We start from the raw sequence: 16,158 nt of genomic DNA on the forward strand, positions 1-16,158 counted from the left end.
GCCGCTGCGGGGCGAGCGCTGCTGCCACAGGAATTCGATCCGGCATCCAGCACCAAGCGCGCCGCACTTCCAAGAGACAGGCTCCAACGCGGACCTGCAACCCCGCACCGCTCATCGTGGGCAAGGCACTGATGCGGACAGGTGAGGCACAAACCGGCGCTGGGAGACGGTGGCTCAGGCGGAGCATGGCGCGCGCAACGCCTGCCATGCCGTGCGGCCGTCCTATCTACAGTTTGTAGCCTGTCAGGGAGTGCGCTGGTGCCCGAGGGGCCCTTCGCCCACAGCGAGCCTGCAGCCCTGACCCGCCGTTTCGAAGGGGTCTCGGAAAGCGCAACTGCGAGTTCGGGATCATTAAGTGCGTCCGCCAGTAGGTGAGGCAGTTGGGCAGGCAGAACGTGCGGGAGTTCGGGCGACCGCTATCGGTGGCGGGTCCTACCGTGTGTACACCTCGTTGGTGGCCTGGATCTGCCGCCAGGATCGCGGCTTCGTCAGGCGGAGGCCGGCGGACCGGTAGCCGAGGCTTCGGGCTCGGGCTTGGTGGCGGTGAACAGCCGAGTGTGCAGCGGCGCGCCGAGCGGCTTGCCCGAGATCCGCATACGTCGAACCGGCTGATCGCGAGAGTGGCGAGGTGGCCGGCCTGGGGCGGCGCCGCATGGCAGCACGATCGAGGACGGCGTGCTGGTCGGGGTGGGGCGCCCTGGGCTCAACGACGCGCGGGTGGGCGATGGTTCGCTGAAGCGGCCGGCGCGGTGGTGCCGCAGGGCGTGCAGATCCCGCCCGGTTCGCTGGTGGCGGGCATCCCGGCGAAAGTCAGGCTCGAGCTGACGGGGGCGGGGGCCCAGGGCATCGATGCCAACAGCGATAGTTGCTGCTTGCCCAGGCGCACTCGGAGCTGTTCGCAAAGGGCGGCGAGGCGGATCTCGACTGAGCGGACTCTATGTGGGTCAGTGCCAGTAGGAGGGCGAAGACGATCCGGAGCCGTTCCAGGAGATGATCAGGAGAATGACGATGATCGCCAACGGGACGGCGACGAGCAGGCCGCACCCGATGGCCCCGGGCAGGTTCTTCCTGCGAAGGCGCCGATCGAGCAGCTTGGCCTCTGGGGTGTCGTTCCGCCAGTGCGGCTGGAGCTCCGCGGTGCCGTCGGCGATCGTTCCGGCCACCCGGGCGACATCCGCGGGGTGGTACGTGCGCCACTTGCTCTCGCCCCAAGTGGAGTGTGATACATGCAGGTTGTTGCGGACTCCGTTGGCTTTCGCTGTGGCGTCCAGGCAGGTCGCCCGGATGGTCGGCCAGGCTCGGGCCAGCTGCCTCTCGGACAACCAGGCGACGTGCTCCGGTTCGGCTGCTGCCACGGGTGCACCTACTCTCGGCTCGTAAGTAGTCTCTCCCCGCTCTTGCCGGATAGGCAACGCCCGCTTCTCGTACCGGCTTGGCTCCTCGCGCTGCCAGTATCGACTGGATGCCTGAGAAGGACCGCCGGTGGGTCATCGGACGCGGGAGCTTCGTGGGCGGGTGTTCCACCGGTAGAGAGGCCAGGCACGTCGGATCAGGCAGCGGACGCTGACAAGTGTGCCGGTCGTGGCGATGAAGAACTCGACGGGGGCTCTTCGTCACTCGGTGCAGCGGCGGAGCTTGCCGAAGCTGTTCGTCCAGGAATTCGTGCGCTCCAGCACCCACCTCCACCGTCCGCCGGTCTGGGTCGAGGTCTTCGCGCCGCGCTTGGCGACCTGGCCTGTGATCCGCTGCCTTCAGGCCGAGGTGGACCATGCTGTAGTCGTATCCAGCGTCCAGGCGCCGTCGTTTCAGTCGGCAGCGCACAGCGCACGGGGCATGACCGCGTGCAGCGACGAGTCGGCGAAAGGGCCGGAGCTCGCCCACCTTGCGGTACTCCACGTTTCGTAGAGGGCTTGGACGCGGGGCGGGTGCCAACGAGGAGTACCGCGAGGGCCTCGTCCCTGTCCGTGGGAAAGGCTTCGTGGAGGCGCCGCGATATGCCTACCCTGCGCCACTTGGGGCGGAGCATGAGTTCGGAGACGGCGAACGTGCCGCTCGGTCGGGTGCTGCATCTGCTCGGGGGTAGCTGACCGAGCAGCGAGCCCCGGCCACCCCCCGACTCGCCCTCGCCCAACTCCAACAAGGCGGTGTCAGCAGGTCTTGCCGGGCCGGTCCGCAGTAGCCTTGAGTAGATCTCGCAACAGGTCGAAGTCGATGCCCTCCGGCCTGCGGAACCGCAGGCAGCCCTTACCCATGTCGTGTACAGCCAGACGTTCCTCGAACGCCTCACGGACCTCACTGCGCATGAGGTAGAAGGAGATGTACTGCTTCTGGCTGGCAAATGCGATCTCGCAGGCGCCATCCCGCTCGTATGCAGGCATTCCGTACGCCATGACCTCGCTGAAGCCCACCAGTTCCTCTCGGCACATCTGCCGCACCCTGGTCAGCGCGGCCCTGCGTTCGTCAGGAACCTCAGTGAGATAGCCATCGACGTCGCTTGCTTTGCTCTGCACCATTCGGCGATGGTATGCCGGGATCAAAGCCCTCTCTACATTCCAAAACACCTCCATTCTCCCAATTCCGGTTACCCAGGTGCGCAAGAGGTTCCCCTGAGGGACCTTTCCGCTGTTCAGGCTCGGTAACAGGCGCGGAGGTAACCGCCTCGGCAACTGGCCGGGGTAACACGTGCTGGGCAACCCTGACTTGCTCATTGCCGTCCGCCGTCCGCCGTGATCCGAATGGCCGGTCGGCCCTCCGGTGTCCATCGGAACCGGGTCGTGTGTCACAAGGCGTCCGTCAGGATGATCTGGCGGCCGAAGCCGAAGGTGTGCCGCGTTGTCCGGGTCGTCGCGCCGAGAGGATCCGTGACCTCGACGGGGAGACCGGCCCCGTCGATGGTGACCCGAGTCGCGTGTCCCAGCCGGGCTGCGGCTCTCCTTCGAGGCGCTCCAACGGCGTGCTGCCGCCCACAGCCACACCGCGACCGTCCTCGACGCGCGGACGCCGGCGTTCTTCATCGCCTCCGACATCCTGCAGGACGACGGCATCGAGCTGCTGCCCCTGCCCCTGCCCCTGGCCTACGCCGAGCACCGCCGACGGTTGGAAGCGCTGGCTCTCGCCCTCGTCGCGGGGCGGGCGGTATGGAAACCACCGCCTCGGCTGCCTTACCCCCGCACCCCCGCGCGGCGATGAGCGGCCCCAGAAGCAGCGTCCCCGGACCTACCCGTCCGCCCGGACCGGGCAGTTGGGTCGTGTCGGCCACCGCGAGCGGATCCCGGCAGGCGCCACAGGTCACGACCGGCGTGGAGATGTGCCCGCAGGCGTCGTGGTGGATCCGGGCGGGCAGCCCTGCGGAATGCGCGTACCCCTTGTCGCCCCAGGTCATCGGCGTCAGCAGGACGGGGTAAAGCTCCGGGCCCTTGTCCGTGGCCGCGTACTCTTCGCGCGGCGGGCTCGCCTGGTACCGCGCGCGCGTGAGCACGCCTTCCTCGACCAGCCGCGCCGGCCACGCCGCGAGGACTTTGCGGGAGAGGCTGAGGTCCTCCGCCAACTCGTCGAAGCGGCTGATGCCGACGAGAACGTCCCGCATGATCAAGGCCGTCCAGGCATCGCCGAACAGGTCGGTCGTGCGGATGAGCAAGCACGCTACCGAGGAGAGGGGGGTGCGGGTCACGCTCCCCGTATCGCCAACGAATGCTCCGAGGGAACTCGTCAATGTTAAGTTCCCTAAGGGAACTTGATCGGAACTACGAGGGAGTACGCCATGGCCAACGCTCCGCACATCGCACTCGACTCGAACGCCTCCGGGGTCGTCGACGGCCGCCACATCCGGGCCCTGACCTTCCAGTCCGTACGCATGGAGTACCTGCGCCGTGTGATCGGGGAGTCGAACCTCGTGACGGCTACCGGTAGGGCGCTCGTCGTGGGCAGCGGGCGCGGGCTTCTCGCCCGAGGCATCGCCGGGCTGGGGTACGAGGTGGTCGCCGCCGATCCCTCCCCTGCCGCGACCACCCTCGCCCTGGACGCGGACGACGGACAGGACGTCACCTACCTGACGACTCCGGCCGAGAACCTCGACCTGCCGGCGAGCTCCTTCGACCTCGTGTACTGCGCCGACACCCTCGAAATCACCGAACAGCCAGACGCGGTCCTCACAGAGGCCGCACGCGTGCTGCGCCCCGGCGGAGCCTTCGTCTACGACACGGTGAACCGCACGCTCGTGTCCCGTCTCATCTATCTCGGCGCCTTCCAGGCCTTCCCGGGCACACGGATCATGCCCCGTGGTCGCTATGCCGTACAAAGGTTCCGCCGCCCGGGGGAACTCGCCGAGGCCCTTGACCGGGCGGGGCTGTCCGTGAAGGACATCTCGGCGTTCAAGCCGCGTGACGCGCGCGGCCTGGTGCGCGCGACACGCGGGCGTAGGCGCGGCACGGTGACGGACGGGCAACTGCCGGAACTGGTCGGCATGGTGATCGAGCCGCAGGGCAGGCCGGTTGTGACGTATCTGGGATACGCGCTCCGCCGGGCATGAGCCGAGGTGGTTGCGCTGCCGGAGGTGCGGGCGGGTTCAGATCCCAACCGCCCCGACCAACGCCGCGGGCAGGGAAGACAGCACCTGAAGTGACATGCATGACAAGCTGGTTGCCGGCGCTTCGGGAGGCGGCTCACCAACCCCGGGGTTCCCGGCCGGACAGGAGAGCCGCTTCACCAGCCGGTTCGCTCGCTCCGCCGCTGGGCGGGCGTCTTCTTTGCTGCTGTTCGGTCGCTCGGATGAAAGCCCGTTCTCTAACTCACGTCGCCGCGAAGTGCTTGCCGGTGGGGGAAAATGCGGTGCGCGCTGGCACCACGCTGGTCAGACTCGCTGACATGACTGAGAAGATCACCCGCATCAACCCCGAGCAGCTGCATGAGACACCCGGCTACCACCACATCACCGTGGTGGAGGCGGGCCGTACTGCCTATCTGGCGGGGCAGTGCCCGCTGGATCGGAAGGGGGACCCCATCGGTTCCGGTTCCCTCGAGACGCAGGTCGACCAGGTCGTCGCGAACGCGATTACTGCCCTGGGAGCAGTGAGTGCCCAGCCTGAACATGTGGTGCGATCAGTGATCTACGTGCGAAGCACTGAGAGGGACATTCTCGGAGCCGCATGGCGTCGACTCACCGAGTCTGCCCTGGGTCCGGCATTCACCACCGCCAGCACGCTCTTGGGCGTCGCCCAGCTGGGCTTTGCGGGACAGCTTGTCGAGGTGGATCTCACCGTGGCACTGCCTGACTGACTTCGAACGGCGTATCGAACCGGGTAGCCCAGCTGAACATCCGCCGGACGCTGGGGCGGCCTTCGTCTGACCATGCACTCCGGGCAAGGTGCACCGATCGAGACGAAGGCCGTGAAGAGGGCCCGTTTCCGTGACAGAGCCGGCGACAGTCTGAACAGCACCGCTGTCCGGCCGCCGGCCCGGCGCAGAGCCGGCGGCGGGGCGGTGTACCGCTCCGTCCTCGCCGGGGTCTTTACCGTGGTCCGAGGCCAACTCGCTGCTTCTGGCCCCGCGTGCACCCCGCAGGGCGCGAGATCGGCGTCGCGGCGTCGTGAACCGCGGCTCCGTGGGACAGCGTTGGAGGTGTCTGTGGAGACGGACGAGACGTGGGCGTCCGATGAGTAAGCAGGAGCACCTTTCGGAGGGCTGCTGTCCTCGACGGATGTGGGGAAGAGCTGAGCCTGATGTCGGGTCCGGAAGTTGCGGCGAGTGACCTGCTCGCCGGAGGTGAGATCGGATTGCTTCGGCGAGCACTCCTGGAGTGGTCGGGTCCGGCCAGGTGCAGCGATCAGCTGGCTCCCATGGACTGGGCACGTACTCTCTTGGCGGTAGAGATCGTCTTCGTCAGCGATCTCGCGGGCTCCGGCGTTGCGTGGCCGACCACCACGGGACTCCCCGACGAGCTGACGGTCCGGACCTTGCGATCGGTCCAGCGGAAGCCGGCCAGAACCGTCAGCCCCTGATACGGCAAGAGCCCGCGCGAGGATCTGTCAGCCCACTGACCTACCGTCAAAACAACGCAAGATAAACAGACGCCGTCAAGACTGGCTTCCGCAGCGTCAACAACGCCTGCCTCAATCAACGGCATAGCCACCCGTACCAGCCCCGACCGAACCGGCCCCAACTAGAGTGTGCGCATTCACTAGGGGGGAGAAGTTCGATGCAGGTAAAACATGTCAGAACGCTGGCCTACACGGCCGTATGGGGGGCGCTCGCGGTCGCCGTGGTCAGTTATGGTGCGGACGCGTTGGCAGGCTTGAGTCCTAGGACCGAGCCCGTACCGAAGGCATACGCGAACGCCACGGAATTGCCAGAGGCGCTGTCGACGGACGGCACTACGATCATGGTGGGGGACCCGAACGCCAAGATGGTCGTTCGGCTCTACGAGGACCCGCGTTGCCCGGTTGTCGCGGACTTCGAGGTGAGCGGCGCCAAAGCGATCCGTACTCAAACCATCCAGAGGCGGACGCGGACGGAGTACGTACTTGCCTCGTTCAAGGACGACCGTCTCGGTGGTGACGGTTCCAAACGCGCGGTCAACGCCCTGCGCGCGGCTCTCGACGCGCAAAAGTTCACCGAGTACCACGCCGTGCTGATGGGCAACCAGGAAGAGGCGGAAGCGGCAGACGGCTACACCACGCAGCGCCTGCTGAGCCTTGCGGACGAGGTGCCGGGGTTGCGCAGCGAGGCCTTCGACGCCGCGGTGTCGACGATGAAGTACAGCGATTTCGTGACCGCTTCGCAGACGGCGTACCAGCCGACAGGGGAGGAGTCGATACCGGCCACTCCCACCGTCGCCATCAACACCACGGTGCTCACCGGTGAGCTCTACGATGACCTGTTCGACGAGGAAGACCTGACGGGTGTGCTGATCGCGGTCGAAAGGGCCCCCGAGGCATTGCGCAAGCACAGGGTCTAGGGTTGCGGCCCCGCCGACCGTCAGGTCGGCGGCAGGTCTCCGGACGAGTGCCACCCTGACGCGTCGGACCCCAACGGACCTTCTTCTCCCCGTGTCCGTGGTCTTGGTGACCCGGTATCGCGGCCGACACTGAACCTCCGGCTCTGGCTCAGGCCGCGCTGCGGTATGCGCGCCGGATACGTGCCAGCCGCGGGTGGTGCGCTGTGTGCGGATCAACGGGCGATCGAGATCGCGACGGGCACGAATCCGCTGGATGGGATCCAGGATCGATCAGTCGAAGTGCACCGGTGCGGATATGAGGGACGGTGGGGCTCCTCGATCCGGCTACGGTGGTGCTGTCCCGTGTGAGGCCGGCCGCCACCGCCACGGCCGCACCGTCGTGGTTTCCAGCACCGAGCGGCGGCCAAGTTCCCAAGAGGCCGACGCGGCTGCGGCCCAGGTGGTGCGCAGATGGTCAAGGTCGGCGGCGGTGAGCCGGCCGTCGGCCTATGTGACGCATTCTGCGGCTTCTTCGTAGGCGGAGACGGCTGCCAGGGCATCGATCTGGTCTTGGGAGAGGGGCTGGTGGTGGCGAGCATGGCTCATGCGATCCCGCAAGGTAGGACGATCGACGTTCGCCCGAACCAGCCAGGTGAGCTGCGTCATATGGCAATCCGTATCTGCGTCTTCTGCAGGCGCTGCGGTGTTCTCTGCCTTGAGTTCGTTGGACGGCTGCAGGGCAACCGTGTTCCGCTGGGCTCAGGTTGTACGGATCCTAGGAAAACACTCACCAGGGCCGCCAACCTGCGCGCTGCGATTCGCTTGCCCGTGAGAACAACGGCCGACTCGATGAGTGACGATCACTATCCCCGAAAGGGTGATGTCATCGGCGCACTTGCCTTGTTTCTTTCGGATCGCTGTGGGGTACCGGCGGGCCGAACGCTCCATTCAGCGTCTCTCCACCCCTTCCTGTGGCGGCCGTGACAGAGGGGTGACGTACTGCCGGCTGGGGCATGAAGGGAGGCTGCGCCGGCCTTCCGGTCGACGCGATGCGGTCTGCGGACCCGGTGCGGTCGCCGGCCCGGACGGCCAAGACGCGAAGGCTGCCCGGTCGTAGGCCTGCGACGTCGATGTTGCGCTTCAAGCCCGGCGGTCGCCCGGCATCGCAGGAGGCACACAGCCGACGTCAAGCCATACCCTCAGGATCCCTGGTCGGACATCACGCGGTGATCGAGTCTTCGGTAGTTACTCGTTCAAGGTGGCTCCGACGATGGGGACTTGGTCTCCGTTGACAGGGGTGGACTCGGCTCCGCCGCATTAGAGCGTGCGGCCGCGGGTGAGGGCGGTGAGTTGCGCGCGGATGAGGCTGTTGAGGCCGGTGGGCCGCTCGTCTGTCTCGACTTGTCGGACGTGTCGAGTGCGCGTGTGCCATCGCAGCCGATTACTTCGTCGAGTGCCGCACGAAAATCTATGCTGACTGGAGTAGACATCGGTCGGTGGTGTGGTTATGGTTTCTCTCGTAGCCCAGAGAGCGAGGGCCCGGCAGAGACGAACTGCCGGGCGGCAGTACTCGCAGTACAGGTAGTTGCAGTTCCGTAGTTCAGTGGTGCGGTGCGGTGGTGGAGTGTCGAAGCCAGGGTTGTTGCAGGTCGGCGACGGGACTGATCATCGGACCGGGTGGCCCGCGGTCATCAGGGGCCGCCACAGGCAGTACCAGCAGTTGACGCAGTGGTGTAGTGCCAGCAGTACGTGCAGTTCGCAGTACCAGCAGTGAAGTCAGTGGAGCAGCACCTCGGTGAAGGCGTCGGCTGCGGGCGCGCGCATCGGGAGGTTCGGCAGTGGGGTTCCAAGCCAGAGTGGACGCAGGATGGGCGACGGGGCTGGCTGCCGAAGCGTGGCGCTGGGTCAGGCCGCGAGTAGTGCAAGCAGTACAAGCAGTTCGCATCACCAGCAGTGACAGTAGTTCCGAGTGGAGTAGTACCAGCAGTTCGCAGTGTCAGTAGTTCCCACAGGTAGGTACTTGATCATCCGAGGGATGAACGGAGGGATTGGGCATCATCGGGATCGCCCGGACGCCACGCGAGTCCGGGTACCGCAGGACATCGTGAGTGAGGTGGTCTCCGGTCGAACAACCACGATCCCCGCACCACCCGTCGCCTTCCAGGCGGGTGTGCGGAATGAGGCCGGCGCAGTATCAGGGCCGGCAGATGGTGTAGCAGTTCCTTCGGGGCCCTGGCGCGACACGTGCCAGGGCCCCTCCGCGTTCCACAGAGAGGTGAAATGACGGCAGAGAATCCGACCGGGCCGCTTGCCGGTCGTCTGGATGACGATGATTACCCCGCCTTCACGATGGGCCGGGCCGCCGACATGCTCGGCACCACCCAGGGTTTCCTCCGCGCGATCGGCGACGCCCGCCTGATCACACCGCTGCGCTCACCCGGCGGGCACCGGCGTTACTCCCGCTACCAGCTCCGTATCGCCGCCCGCGCCCGCGAACTCGTTGACCAAGGCCTGCCGGTGGAGGCGGCCTGCCGCATCGTCGCCTTGGAGGACCAGCTCCAAGAAGCCCGGCGTATCAACGCTGACAACCTCAACGCCTCCCGATCGGCGGCCGGCCCACCGGCCGCGGCCTGAGGAGGCGGAGCCGATGCCCCTTGAGAGAGACTCGCGAAAGCCGGGTGTGATCCCATCCCCTCGGCGACAGGGCCGCACGGTGCTCCTCGCCGGCCGATACGGCCTCGTCCCCCTCGCCGGTGAACTCGACCTGGCAACCGCCCCGGCCGTCCGCGACGCGGTCCGCGCCTGCCTCGACAGCCAACCGGCCCTGCTGCGCATCGACATCAGCGGGGTGTCCTTCTGTGACTGCTCGGGGCTCGGCGCTCTGCTGTGGGCCAGGGCCGAAGCGGTCCGTGCGGGAGTCGGCTTTCATCTCAGCGGCCCGTTCCAACCCGTCGTGACCCGCATCGTGGACGCCACCGGCACCGCCACCCGCCTCGGCTTGGCGCCCCAACCGGCACAGCGGGCAGTCGAGCAGCGCGCAGTCGAGCAGCAAGAAGGTGGCGGGAGCGGCACGACCTTCGACACAGCCCAGCAGGGCCAGGTTCGGGCAACCAGCCGGAAGGTTGCGCGGTAAACCGGGCGTGACCACGACGATACGGCTCAACCCGATCGTCGCCGGGCACTTGCGGGGCACGCGGGGAATCGCCTCCTCGCCCCGACCTGCGACCGATCGACCGCTGCGGTGGTCGAGGGGCGGTGAGCCCTCGAAAGTTGGCGGGCGGGCGTGACGAGCACCGATCGGGAGGGCCCAGGGCTCCACACGCCTGCAGGTGGGGAGCCGATCATCGTGTCCATCGGTGGGTCACGCGGGGCGCGCGTTCATGACGCGGGCTTCGTCCTGACGCAGGCCCGTACCTCGATGTCGGTGTTGTGGACTCCCTGCCGGCCGGAGATCTTTGCGCGGGAGACGGCACCGGCGGTGAGTTTGGTGCCGCAGGCGCAGCAGGCCCGCCCCACGCCGACCGCCCAGGGCAGGCCCCGGGCGGAGTGCAGGGGAGTGTCCGCGCATTGCAGCGTCGTCGTGGTCACGCGGCCACCCTCCCACGGGCGTCGGGGCTGTGGCGCGCGGCAGTCCGTCAAGCCAAGTCGGATCGGCGGGCTGAGTTTCGGCCCGCCTGGCCGGATGAGACCTGGGATTCGGCCGGCTGCTCGTGCCGATGGCGCCATCCGCCCACCGTGGGCGCGTCGCTGCCTGTCGTCCCGAGGGTCCCTCCGGGCTGGGGCTCCACCGCTGAATCGTTTGCGCCGGTCCGCGAGATGCCGCGCACACCCGGCGCGGTATGGCAGCTGCCGGCTCGTGCAGAAGCCGTACCGGAGCCGACCTGGCCTCTCCCGGTGCGCGATGCGCCCGCCCGGCGCATGATCCGAAAGGGACGACTGCATGGTCGTCAGCGCTCTTGACGCCGGTGGGGAAGGGCAGGAGCACGCGACGTACAGGAAGAAGCAGGCCGACAGTGGGGCTCGACGGCCCGGCGCGCGGACGCGGCGGTCTCGGCAGCGGCTGGGACGTACGAGCGAGCAGACGGTGACGGCGACGCTGACGTGGAGGAGGGCCGCCGTCCACATGCCTGTCGCAGCTGAGCCAATCCGCTGCGGTCACTGCTCCACGGGACCATCGGTGCGCGCATGCAACCGCACGCACGTGGGACCGCCATGGGTTACGGCCTCGTCGGATCGACAAGGGCCTGATCATCCGAACCGGGGTCTCTGCGGTCGTGTGCAGCACGCGGTCGTGCGCGCCTGGCTGGTTGTGCCCCGGACCGCAGCCCTTCAACCTCGGTGGGAGTCGAAAACCTCTCTCGCCAGGCGCCCGGAAATCTATCCTGGCTGGAGTAGACATCGGTCAGTGATCTGGTTATGGTTTCTCTCGTAGCCCAGAGAGAGCGAAGGGCCTGGCAGAGACGAACTGCCGGGCAGCAGTACCCGCAGTGCAGGTGGTTGCGGTTCAGCAGTGCGGTGCGGTGGTGGAGTGTCGAAGCCAGAGCGGTTGCAGTACGGCGACGGGACTGGCCACTGGACCGGGTGGCCTGCGGTGATCAGGGGCTACCGCGAGCAGTACAGCGTTTAACACAGTGATTGCAGTACCAGCAGGCACCCAGCAGTGAAGTCAGTGGAGCAGCACCTCGATGAAGGCGTCGGCTGCGGGCGCGCGCATCGGGAGGTTCGGCAGTGGGGTTCCAAGCCAGAGCAGATGCAGGATGGGCGACGGGGCTGGCTGCCGAAGACGTGGCGCTGGGTCAGGCCACGAGTAGTGCAAGCAGTACAAGCAGTTCGCATCACCAGCAGTACCGAGTGAAGCAGTACCCGCAGTTCGCAGTACCGGTAATGGCAGTTGATCATCCGAGGGATGAACGGAGGAGTTGAGGCGCCATCAGGATCGCCCGGACGCGGTGACAGGGTCCGGGTACCGCAGGACATCGTGAGTGAGGTGGTCTCCGGTCAAGCAACCGCGATCCCCGCATCCCCGACAGCGCCCAGGTCGGGTCAGCGGAAACAGAGAGCCGGCGCGGTATCAGGGCCGGTAGATGGTGTAGCAGTTCCTTCGGGGCCCTGGCGCGACACGCGCCAGGGCCCCTCCACGCGTTTCATGCCGGCGCTACTCCCGTTACCAGCTCCGTATCGCCGCCCGCGCGCGGGAACTCGTCGACCAGGGCACCTCGATCGAGGCAGCCTGCCGGATCGTGGCCCTGGAGGATCAGCTGGAGGAAGCCCAGCGCATCAACGCCGAATACCGCCGCTCCGCAGGAACCGCCGACCGCCGCGGGTAGGGATTCCGATGGGAAGGCCCCGTCGAACGGTCGTCGCTGGGGGGTCGTCCACCATGTCGCGGTGCCTTCTCCGGTTGGGTGGCGGGGTGATCGAGTGCGCCCAGTGGTGCGCCGGTGCGCGGTGATCGACGGCGTCGTTCGCACTCTGGGTGCGCGTAGCGGTCAGTGAATGCCAGGGCCACGTGCACGCGTGCCGCGCGTAGTGCCCAACCAACCCTGTGCTGCTGATGGATCTGACCCGGATGCTTCTGGTCGCATGCGGGGCCGCCCGGCTGTTCAGGTGGCGCGGGAGCGGGCACACGGTGCCTGCCATGCCTGTCCCACTCCTTCAACCCGGGAGCCCCCATGAGCCTCACCCAAGATCCCGCCAAGCCGAACCCGCAACCTTCTTCGCCGCTGAGAGTGCCGACCACCGACGGCCGGCTGGCCAGGCTCCGGCGACGCCTGGAGCGCCTGATAGGGATCGCGGCGACCGAGGGCAACGCCCTCACCCCTCTGCGCAACGGGGACGAGATCTTCGCCGCGATGCTGGCCGGCATCCGCAGTGCTCGGCACACCGTGGACATGATGACGTTCGTGTACTGGAAGGGCGAGATAGCCCGTGACTTCGCCGTGGCCCTTGCCGAGCGGGCACGTGCCGGAGTGAGGGTGCGACTGTTGCTCGACGGTTTCGGCAGCCGCCTGATCGAGCGGGAACTGCTGGACTCCATGGAGGAGGCCGGAGTGAGGGTGGCCTGGTTCCGCAAGCCGCTCTACCTCTCCCCGCTCAAGCAGAACCACCGCTGCCACCGCAAGGTCCTCGTCGTCGACGAGGAGACCGCGTTCACCGGCGGAGTCGGGATCGCCGAGGAATGGTGCGGCAACGCGCGCAACGAGCGGGAATGGCGCGACACGCACGTCGAGGTCCGCGGACCCGCCGTCGACGGGATCGCCGCCGCCTTCGCGCAGAACTGGGCCGAGTGCCACGACGAGCTCTTCGACGATCGTGATCGCTTCGTCGACCACCGGCCACAGGGCGACGCCATCGTGCAGGTGGTGCGCGGCTCGGCCAGCTTCGGCTGGCAGGACATGCAGACGTTGGTGCGGGTCATGCTGGAGTCCGCCGAGGAACGCTTCCGCCTGGCGACCGCCTACTTCTCACCGGACGAGTACTTCATCGAGCTGCTGTGCGCGACCGCCAGGCGCGGCGTCGAGGTCGAGATCTTGCTCCCGGGTCCCCACACCGACAAACGGGTCTGCCAGCTCGCCGGCCAGCACCACTACGAGGACCTCGTCTCCTGCGGGGTGAAGATCTACGAGTACCAGCCGACGATGATGCACGCCAAGGTCATCACCGTCGACCGCGTCGCCGCGCTGGTCGGATCGACCAACTTCAATCGCCGCTCCCTCGATCATGACGAAGAGGTCATGCTCGCCGTACTGGACGAGCGATTCACCGGGGTACTCGACGGACACTTCGATGAGGACATCACGGTAAGCGAGCTGATCCGAGAGGGCCGCTGGAAGAAGCGCCCTGTCCTTCAGCGGGCCCGGGAAGTGGCAGTGCAGCCCATTCGCCGCTTCTTGTGATCGAGCCGGCGCACACGTTCGCGCGCGGGCCGCAAGCGAGACCTCGTACGAGTGGTGGCCGTGGTCCCACGCCGTGCCGCGGGCAGACTGCGGCATGGCATGGCATGGCATGGCATGGCATGGCGCGGCACGGCGTCGGTGGACGGCCACGTGACCGCGCCGTGTGAGAGGCCGGGCGTGCGTGGGCGTGGCGTCTGCGGGCTGGGGCATCGAGGGCGGCCTCGATCGCGTCGAGGTGGGCGGTCAGGTGGAGCGTGCCCGGATGCCGTGGGGGTCCGTGCGGTGTCCGCAGGCGTACCCGCTTCAATGCTGAAGGCGTCTTCTCGCTGCAGCTCGGGCGGTCTGTCTAGCGGGGGACGGCGGCGATGATCGCTTTGCCGGCGTGAGGATGAGCCGGGACGATGGTGAGCTTCTGGGCGAGGAGTCGGATCGTGGGCCAGCCGAAGCCGCCGGTCTTGCCGGTGAGGTCGGGTGCGCGCTCCTGCGGGTGGGCCGGGCTGGGGTCCTCGACAGTGACCTGGATGACCTGATGGTCGGCGCGCATCTTCATCGAGGTGACCGCGCCGGCGTGCCGGAGCGCATTCGTGACGAGTTCGCAGACGAGCAGGAGCACGTTCTGGATGGTGGTCTCGGGCGGCGGCGGGTTGAGACTCGCGAGGAAGTCGGTGGCGGCTTCGCGAGCCTGGGCGGGGCGCAGTGGCTGGTACGTGTTCTGCTGCGCCGGGTGGTCGGTATGGCTGTCGGTCGTGGTCAGGCTCGGCATGGCTGTACCCCGTTCTGCGATCGCGTCCGTGCGGTGGAGACTCTCGTGCGTCTACCCCGCGAGGGCGTTGGCTACCGGTCGTGCCGTGCGTCCGGGGCTCGGCCATGGCGCGCCACTCGTTCGATGAGGCTCCGGCTCCGGCTCGCGATGTGGCGGGGCGGGCAGATGGGATGTCCGGCCGGCCGGCTCGGCGTAGCACTGCTGCGCCCGGTCAGGCCGAGGGTCTGCCGAACCAGTCCATGCACAGGACCAGGGCGTCGTCGTCGGGGTCGGTGTCGCGGTAGGTGGCGAGTTCCTGCAGGATCGCGCGGGGCACGGCCGCGGCGGGCAGGAGGCTGGTGGCCTGGATCGCCCGGGCCAGGGCGCGTTCGCTGTACGTCTCCCCGCCCTCGCGGGCGGCCGCGTACACGCCGTCGCTGGCGAAGATCAGGCGATCGCCGGGCAGTACCTGGAAGTCCTGTGCGGTGTAGGGGGACTCTTCGATCATCCCGAGGGGGAGTTGCGCCTCGAACGCGATGCGTTCGACGGATCTGTCTCTGTAACGCCACAGCTGTGGAGAGCCGGCGTCCACGACTCGGCCCCGCCCGGTGGCCAGTTCGAAGGACAGCAGCAGGGTGGACACGTACTGGTGTCCGCGGTGTTGGCCGTAGATTGCCTGGTCGGCGAGTGCGGCTTGGTCGGCGATGTCGACGCCCGCTCGCCTCGCGTTGCGCAGTGCGTTGATGGCGAGGTTGGTCAGGAGTGAGGCGTCGATGCCCTTGCCCATCCCGTTGGTGACGGTCAGGGTGAGGGTGTCTGCGGTCGTGGACCAGTCGAAGTTGTCGCCGTGGATGTCGTAAGCGGGCTCCAGTTGCGCCCCGATGGCGTATTCGGGGCGGGCGCAGGCCCGTGCCGGGAGCAACTGCCACTGCATCTCGGCTGCCAGGGTGAGTCGGCTGGCGCGCCGGGCCTGGAGGTAGAGGTCGGTGTCCCGCTCGGCCACGACGATCTCGTGCCCCAGGAGTTCCGCCAGGTCTGTCAGCTCACGGACGATCTCAGGGGTGCACGCGTCCTCGGGCATCCGCACGGTGAGGATCCCCAACCGATCGCCGCGGACCGTCACCGGCAGGTGGAGGTTCACGGCGCCGTCCTGTGCCGTGGACTGCTCGTACGGTTCCTGGCTGCCGAAGGCTCGGCCCTCGGGGCTTGCCTGTACGGGCAGGGGCTCGGCGGTGTGGGGCAGTGCGGTCACGGGTTGGAGCACGGTCAGGCTGTAGTCGGCCATGAGGAGGTCGACCTCGATCGCTCGGTAGTGCTCTGTCAAGGCGGCGCGGAGCGAACGGAGAAGGTCGTGAGGCGCGGCCGTGCGCAAGGCACGCTCAACTGCGAGGAAGTTCGTCATGGGCGGGATCACTTCTGCGAGATGGGTTGCGTGGGGAGTGGACACACCGGGGAGCCGGTGCTCACGGGGGTGGAGGTCAAGGCAATCTTCGCGTGCACAGGTCCGTTCGGATTCGTCTGCCCGGACTTGTCATGCGCGGTCGCTGACCGGCACCTGCGCGGAGGCGGTCGACCGGCGGCGCCTCGTC

General features: G+C 67.6%; 12 protein-coding genes and 2 pseudogenes. 7 read left to right on the forward strand and 7 right to left on the reverse strand.

Annotated features, from left to right (window positions below; genetic code table 11):
- Positions 1-944 precede the first annotated feature (944 nt).
- The 4 genes and pseudogenes from ACIRO3_RS26870 to ACIRO3_RS26885 form a co-directional block, all read right to left on the reverse strand.
- Positions 945-1,355, reverse strand: coding sequence for a hypothetical protein (locus ACIRO3_RS26870; RefSeq protein WP_404141109.1), 411 nt, complete (start codon positions 1,353-1,355; stop codon positions 945-947).
- Between the two features lie 132 nt (positions 1,356-1,487).
- Positions 1,488-1,803 (reverse strand): annotated as a pseudogene (locus ACIRO3_RS26875) (IS5/IS1182 family transposase); the annotation flags it as partial.
- Between the two features lie 344 nt (positions 1,804-2,147).
- Positions 2,148-2,513 (reverse strand): iron chaperone, encoded by a 366-nt coding sequence (locus ACIRO3_RS26880; RefSeq protein WP_404141111.1) that lies wholly within the window; start codon positions 2,511-2,513, stop codon positions 2,148-2,150.
- Positions 2,514-3,010: 497 nt separating this feature from the next.
- Positions 3,011-3,823: a winged helix-turn-helix transcriptional regulator gene (locus tag ACIRO3_RS26885; RefSeq protein ID WP_404141113.1), complete on the reverse strand. Its 813-nt coding sequence runs from the start codon at positions 3,821-3,823 to the stop codon at positions 3,011-3,013.
- Here ACIRO3_RS26885 and ACIRO3_RS26890 point away from each other — a divergent pair.
- From ACIRO3_RS26890 to ACIRO3_RS26910, 5 genes are all read left to right on the forward strand, one after another.
- On the forward strand, positions 3,761-4,528 hold the full coding sequence (locus tag ACIRO3_RS26890) for a methyltransferase domain-containing protein (RefSeq protein WP_404141115.1): 768 nt from the start codon (positions 3,761-3,763) through the stop codon (positions 4,526-4,528). The genes ACIRO3_RS26885 and ACIRO3_RS26890 overlap by 63 nt on opposite strands.
- 335 nt (positions 4,529-4,863) lie before the next feature.
- Positions 4,864-5,274, forward strand: coding sequence for a RidA family protein (locus tag ACIRO3_RS26895; protein WP_404141117.1), 411 nt, complete (start codon positions 4,864-4,866; stop codon positions 5,272-5,274).
- 919 nt (positions 5,275-6,193) lie between these two features.
- The gene (locus tag ACIRO3_RS26900; RefSeq protein ID WP_404141119.1) at positions 6,194-6,952 is read left to right on the forward strand and encodes a thioredoxin domain-containing protein; all 759 of its coding nucleotides are present in this window, start codon (positions 6,194-6,196) and stop codon (positions 6,950-6,952) included.
- Positions 6,953-9,211: 2,259 nt separating this feature from the next.
- The gene (locus ACIRO3_RS26905; RefSeq protein WP_404141121.1) at positions 9,212-9,565 is read left to right on the forward strand and encodes a MerR family transcriptional regulator; all 354 of its coding nucleotides are present in this window, start codon (positions 9,212-9,214) and stop codon (positions 9,563-9,565) included.
- Between the two features lie 46 nt (positions 9,566-9,611).
- Complete coding sequence (locus ACIRO3_RS26910) at positions 9,612-10,064, forward strand: STAS domain-containing protein (protein ID WP_404141123.1); 453 nt, start codon at positions 9,612-9,614, stop codon at positions 10,062-10,064.
- Positions 10,065-10,309: 245 nt separating this feature from the next.
- On the opposite strand, the gene ACIRO3_RS26915 is transcribed toward ACIRO3_RS26910, so the two are convergent.
- Positions 10,310-10,519, reverse strand: coding sequence for a hypothetical protein (locus tag ACIRO3_RS26915; protein ID WP_404141125.1), 210 nt, complete (start codon positions 10,517-10,519; stop codon positions 10,310-10,312).
- Positions 10,520-12,078: 1,559 nt separating this feature from the next.
- Between ACIRO3_RS26915 and ACIRO3_RS26920 the strand changes: the two are divergent.
- Positions 12,079-12,258: pseudogene (locus ACIRO3_RS26920) on the forward strand (MerR family transcriptional regulator); the annotation flags it as partial.
- 345 nt (positions 12,259-12,603) lie between these two features.
- The gene (locus tag ACIRO3_RS26925; protein ID WP_404141127.1) at positions 12,604-13,827 is read left to right on the forward strand and encodes a phosphatidylserine/phosphatidylglycerophosphate/cardiolipin synthase family protein; all 1,224 of its coding nucleotides are present in this window, start codon (positions 12,604-12,606) and stop codon (positions 13,825-13,827) included.
- Positions 13,828-14,173: 346 nt separating this feature from the next.
- On the opposite strand, the gene ACIRO3_RS26930 is transcribed toward ACIRO3_RS26925, so the two are convergent.
- Both ACIRO3_RS26930 and ACIRO3_RS26935 read right to left on the reverse strand, forming a co-directional pair.
- The gene (locus ACIRO3_RS26930; protein WP_404141129.1) at positions 14,174-14,590 is read right to left on the reverse strand and encodes an ATP-binding protein; all 417 of its coding nucleotides are present in this window, start codon (positions 14,588-14,590) and stop codon (positions 14,174-14,176) included.
- Positions 14,591-14,801: 211 nt separating this feature from the next.
- Entirely contained in the window at positions 14,802-15,971 is a 1,170-nt protein-coding gene (locus ACIRO3_RS26935; protein ID WP_404141131.1) for a PP2C family protein-serine/threonine phosphatase, read from the reverse strand.
- Positions 15,972-16,158 lie beyond the last annotated feature (187 nt).

It is taken from the genome of Streptomyces sp. NPDC102278, from assembly GCF_044766345.1.
Lineage (GTDB): Bacteria > Actinomycetota > Actinomycetes > Streptomycetales > Streptomycetaceae > Streptomyces.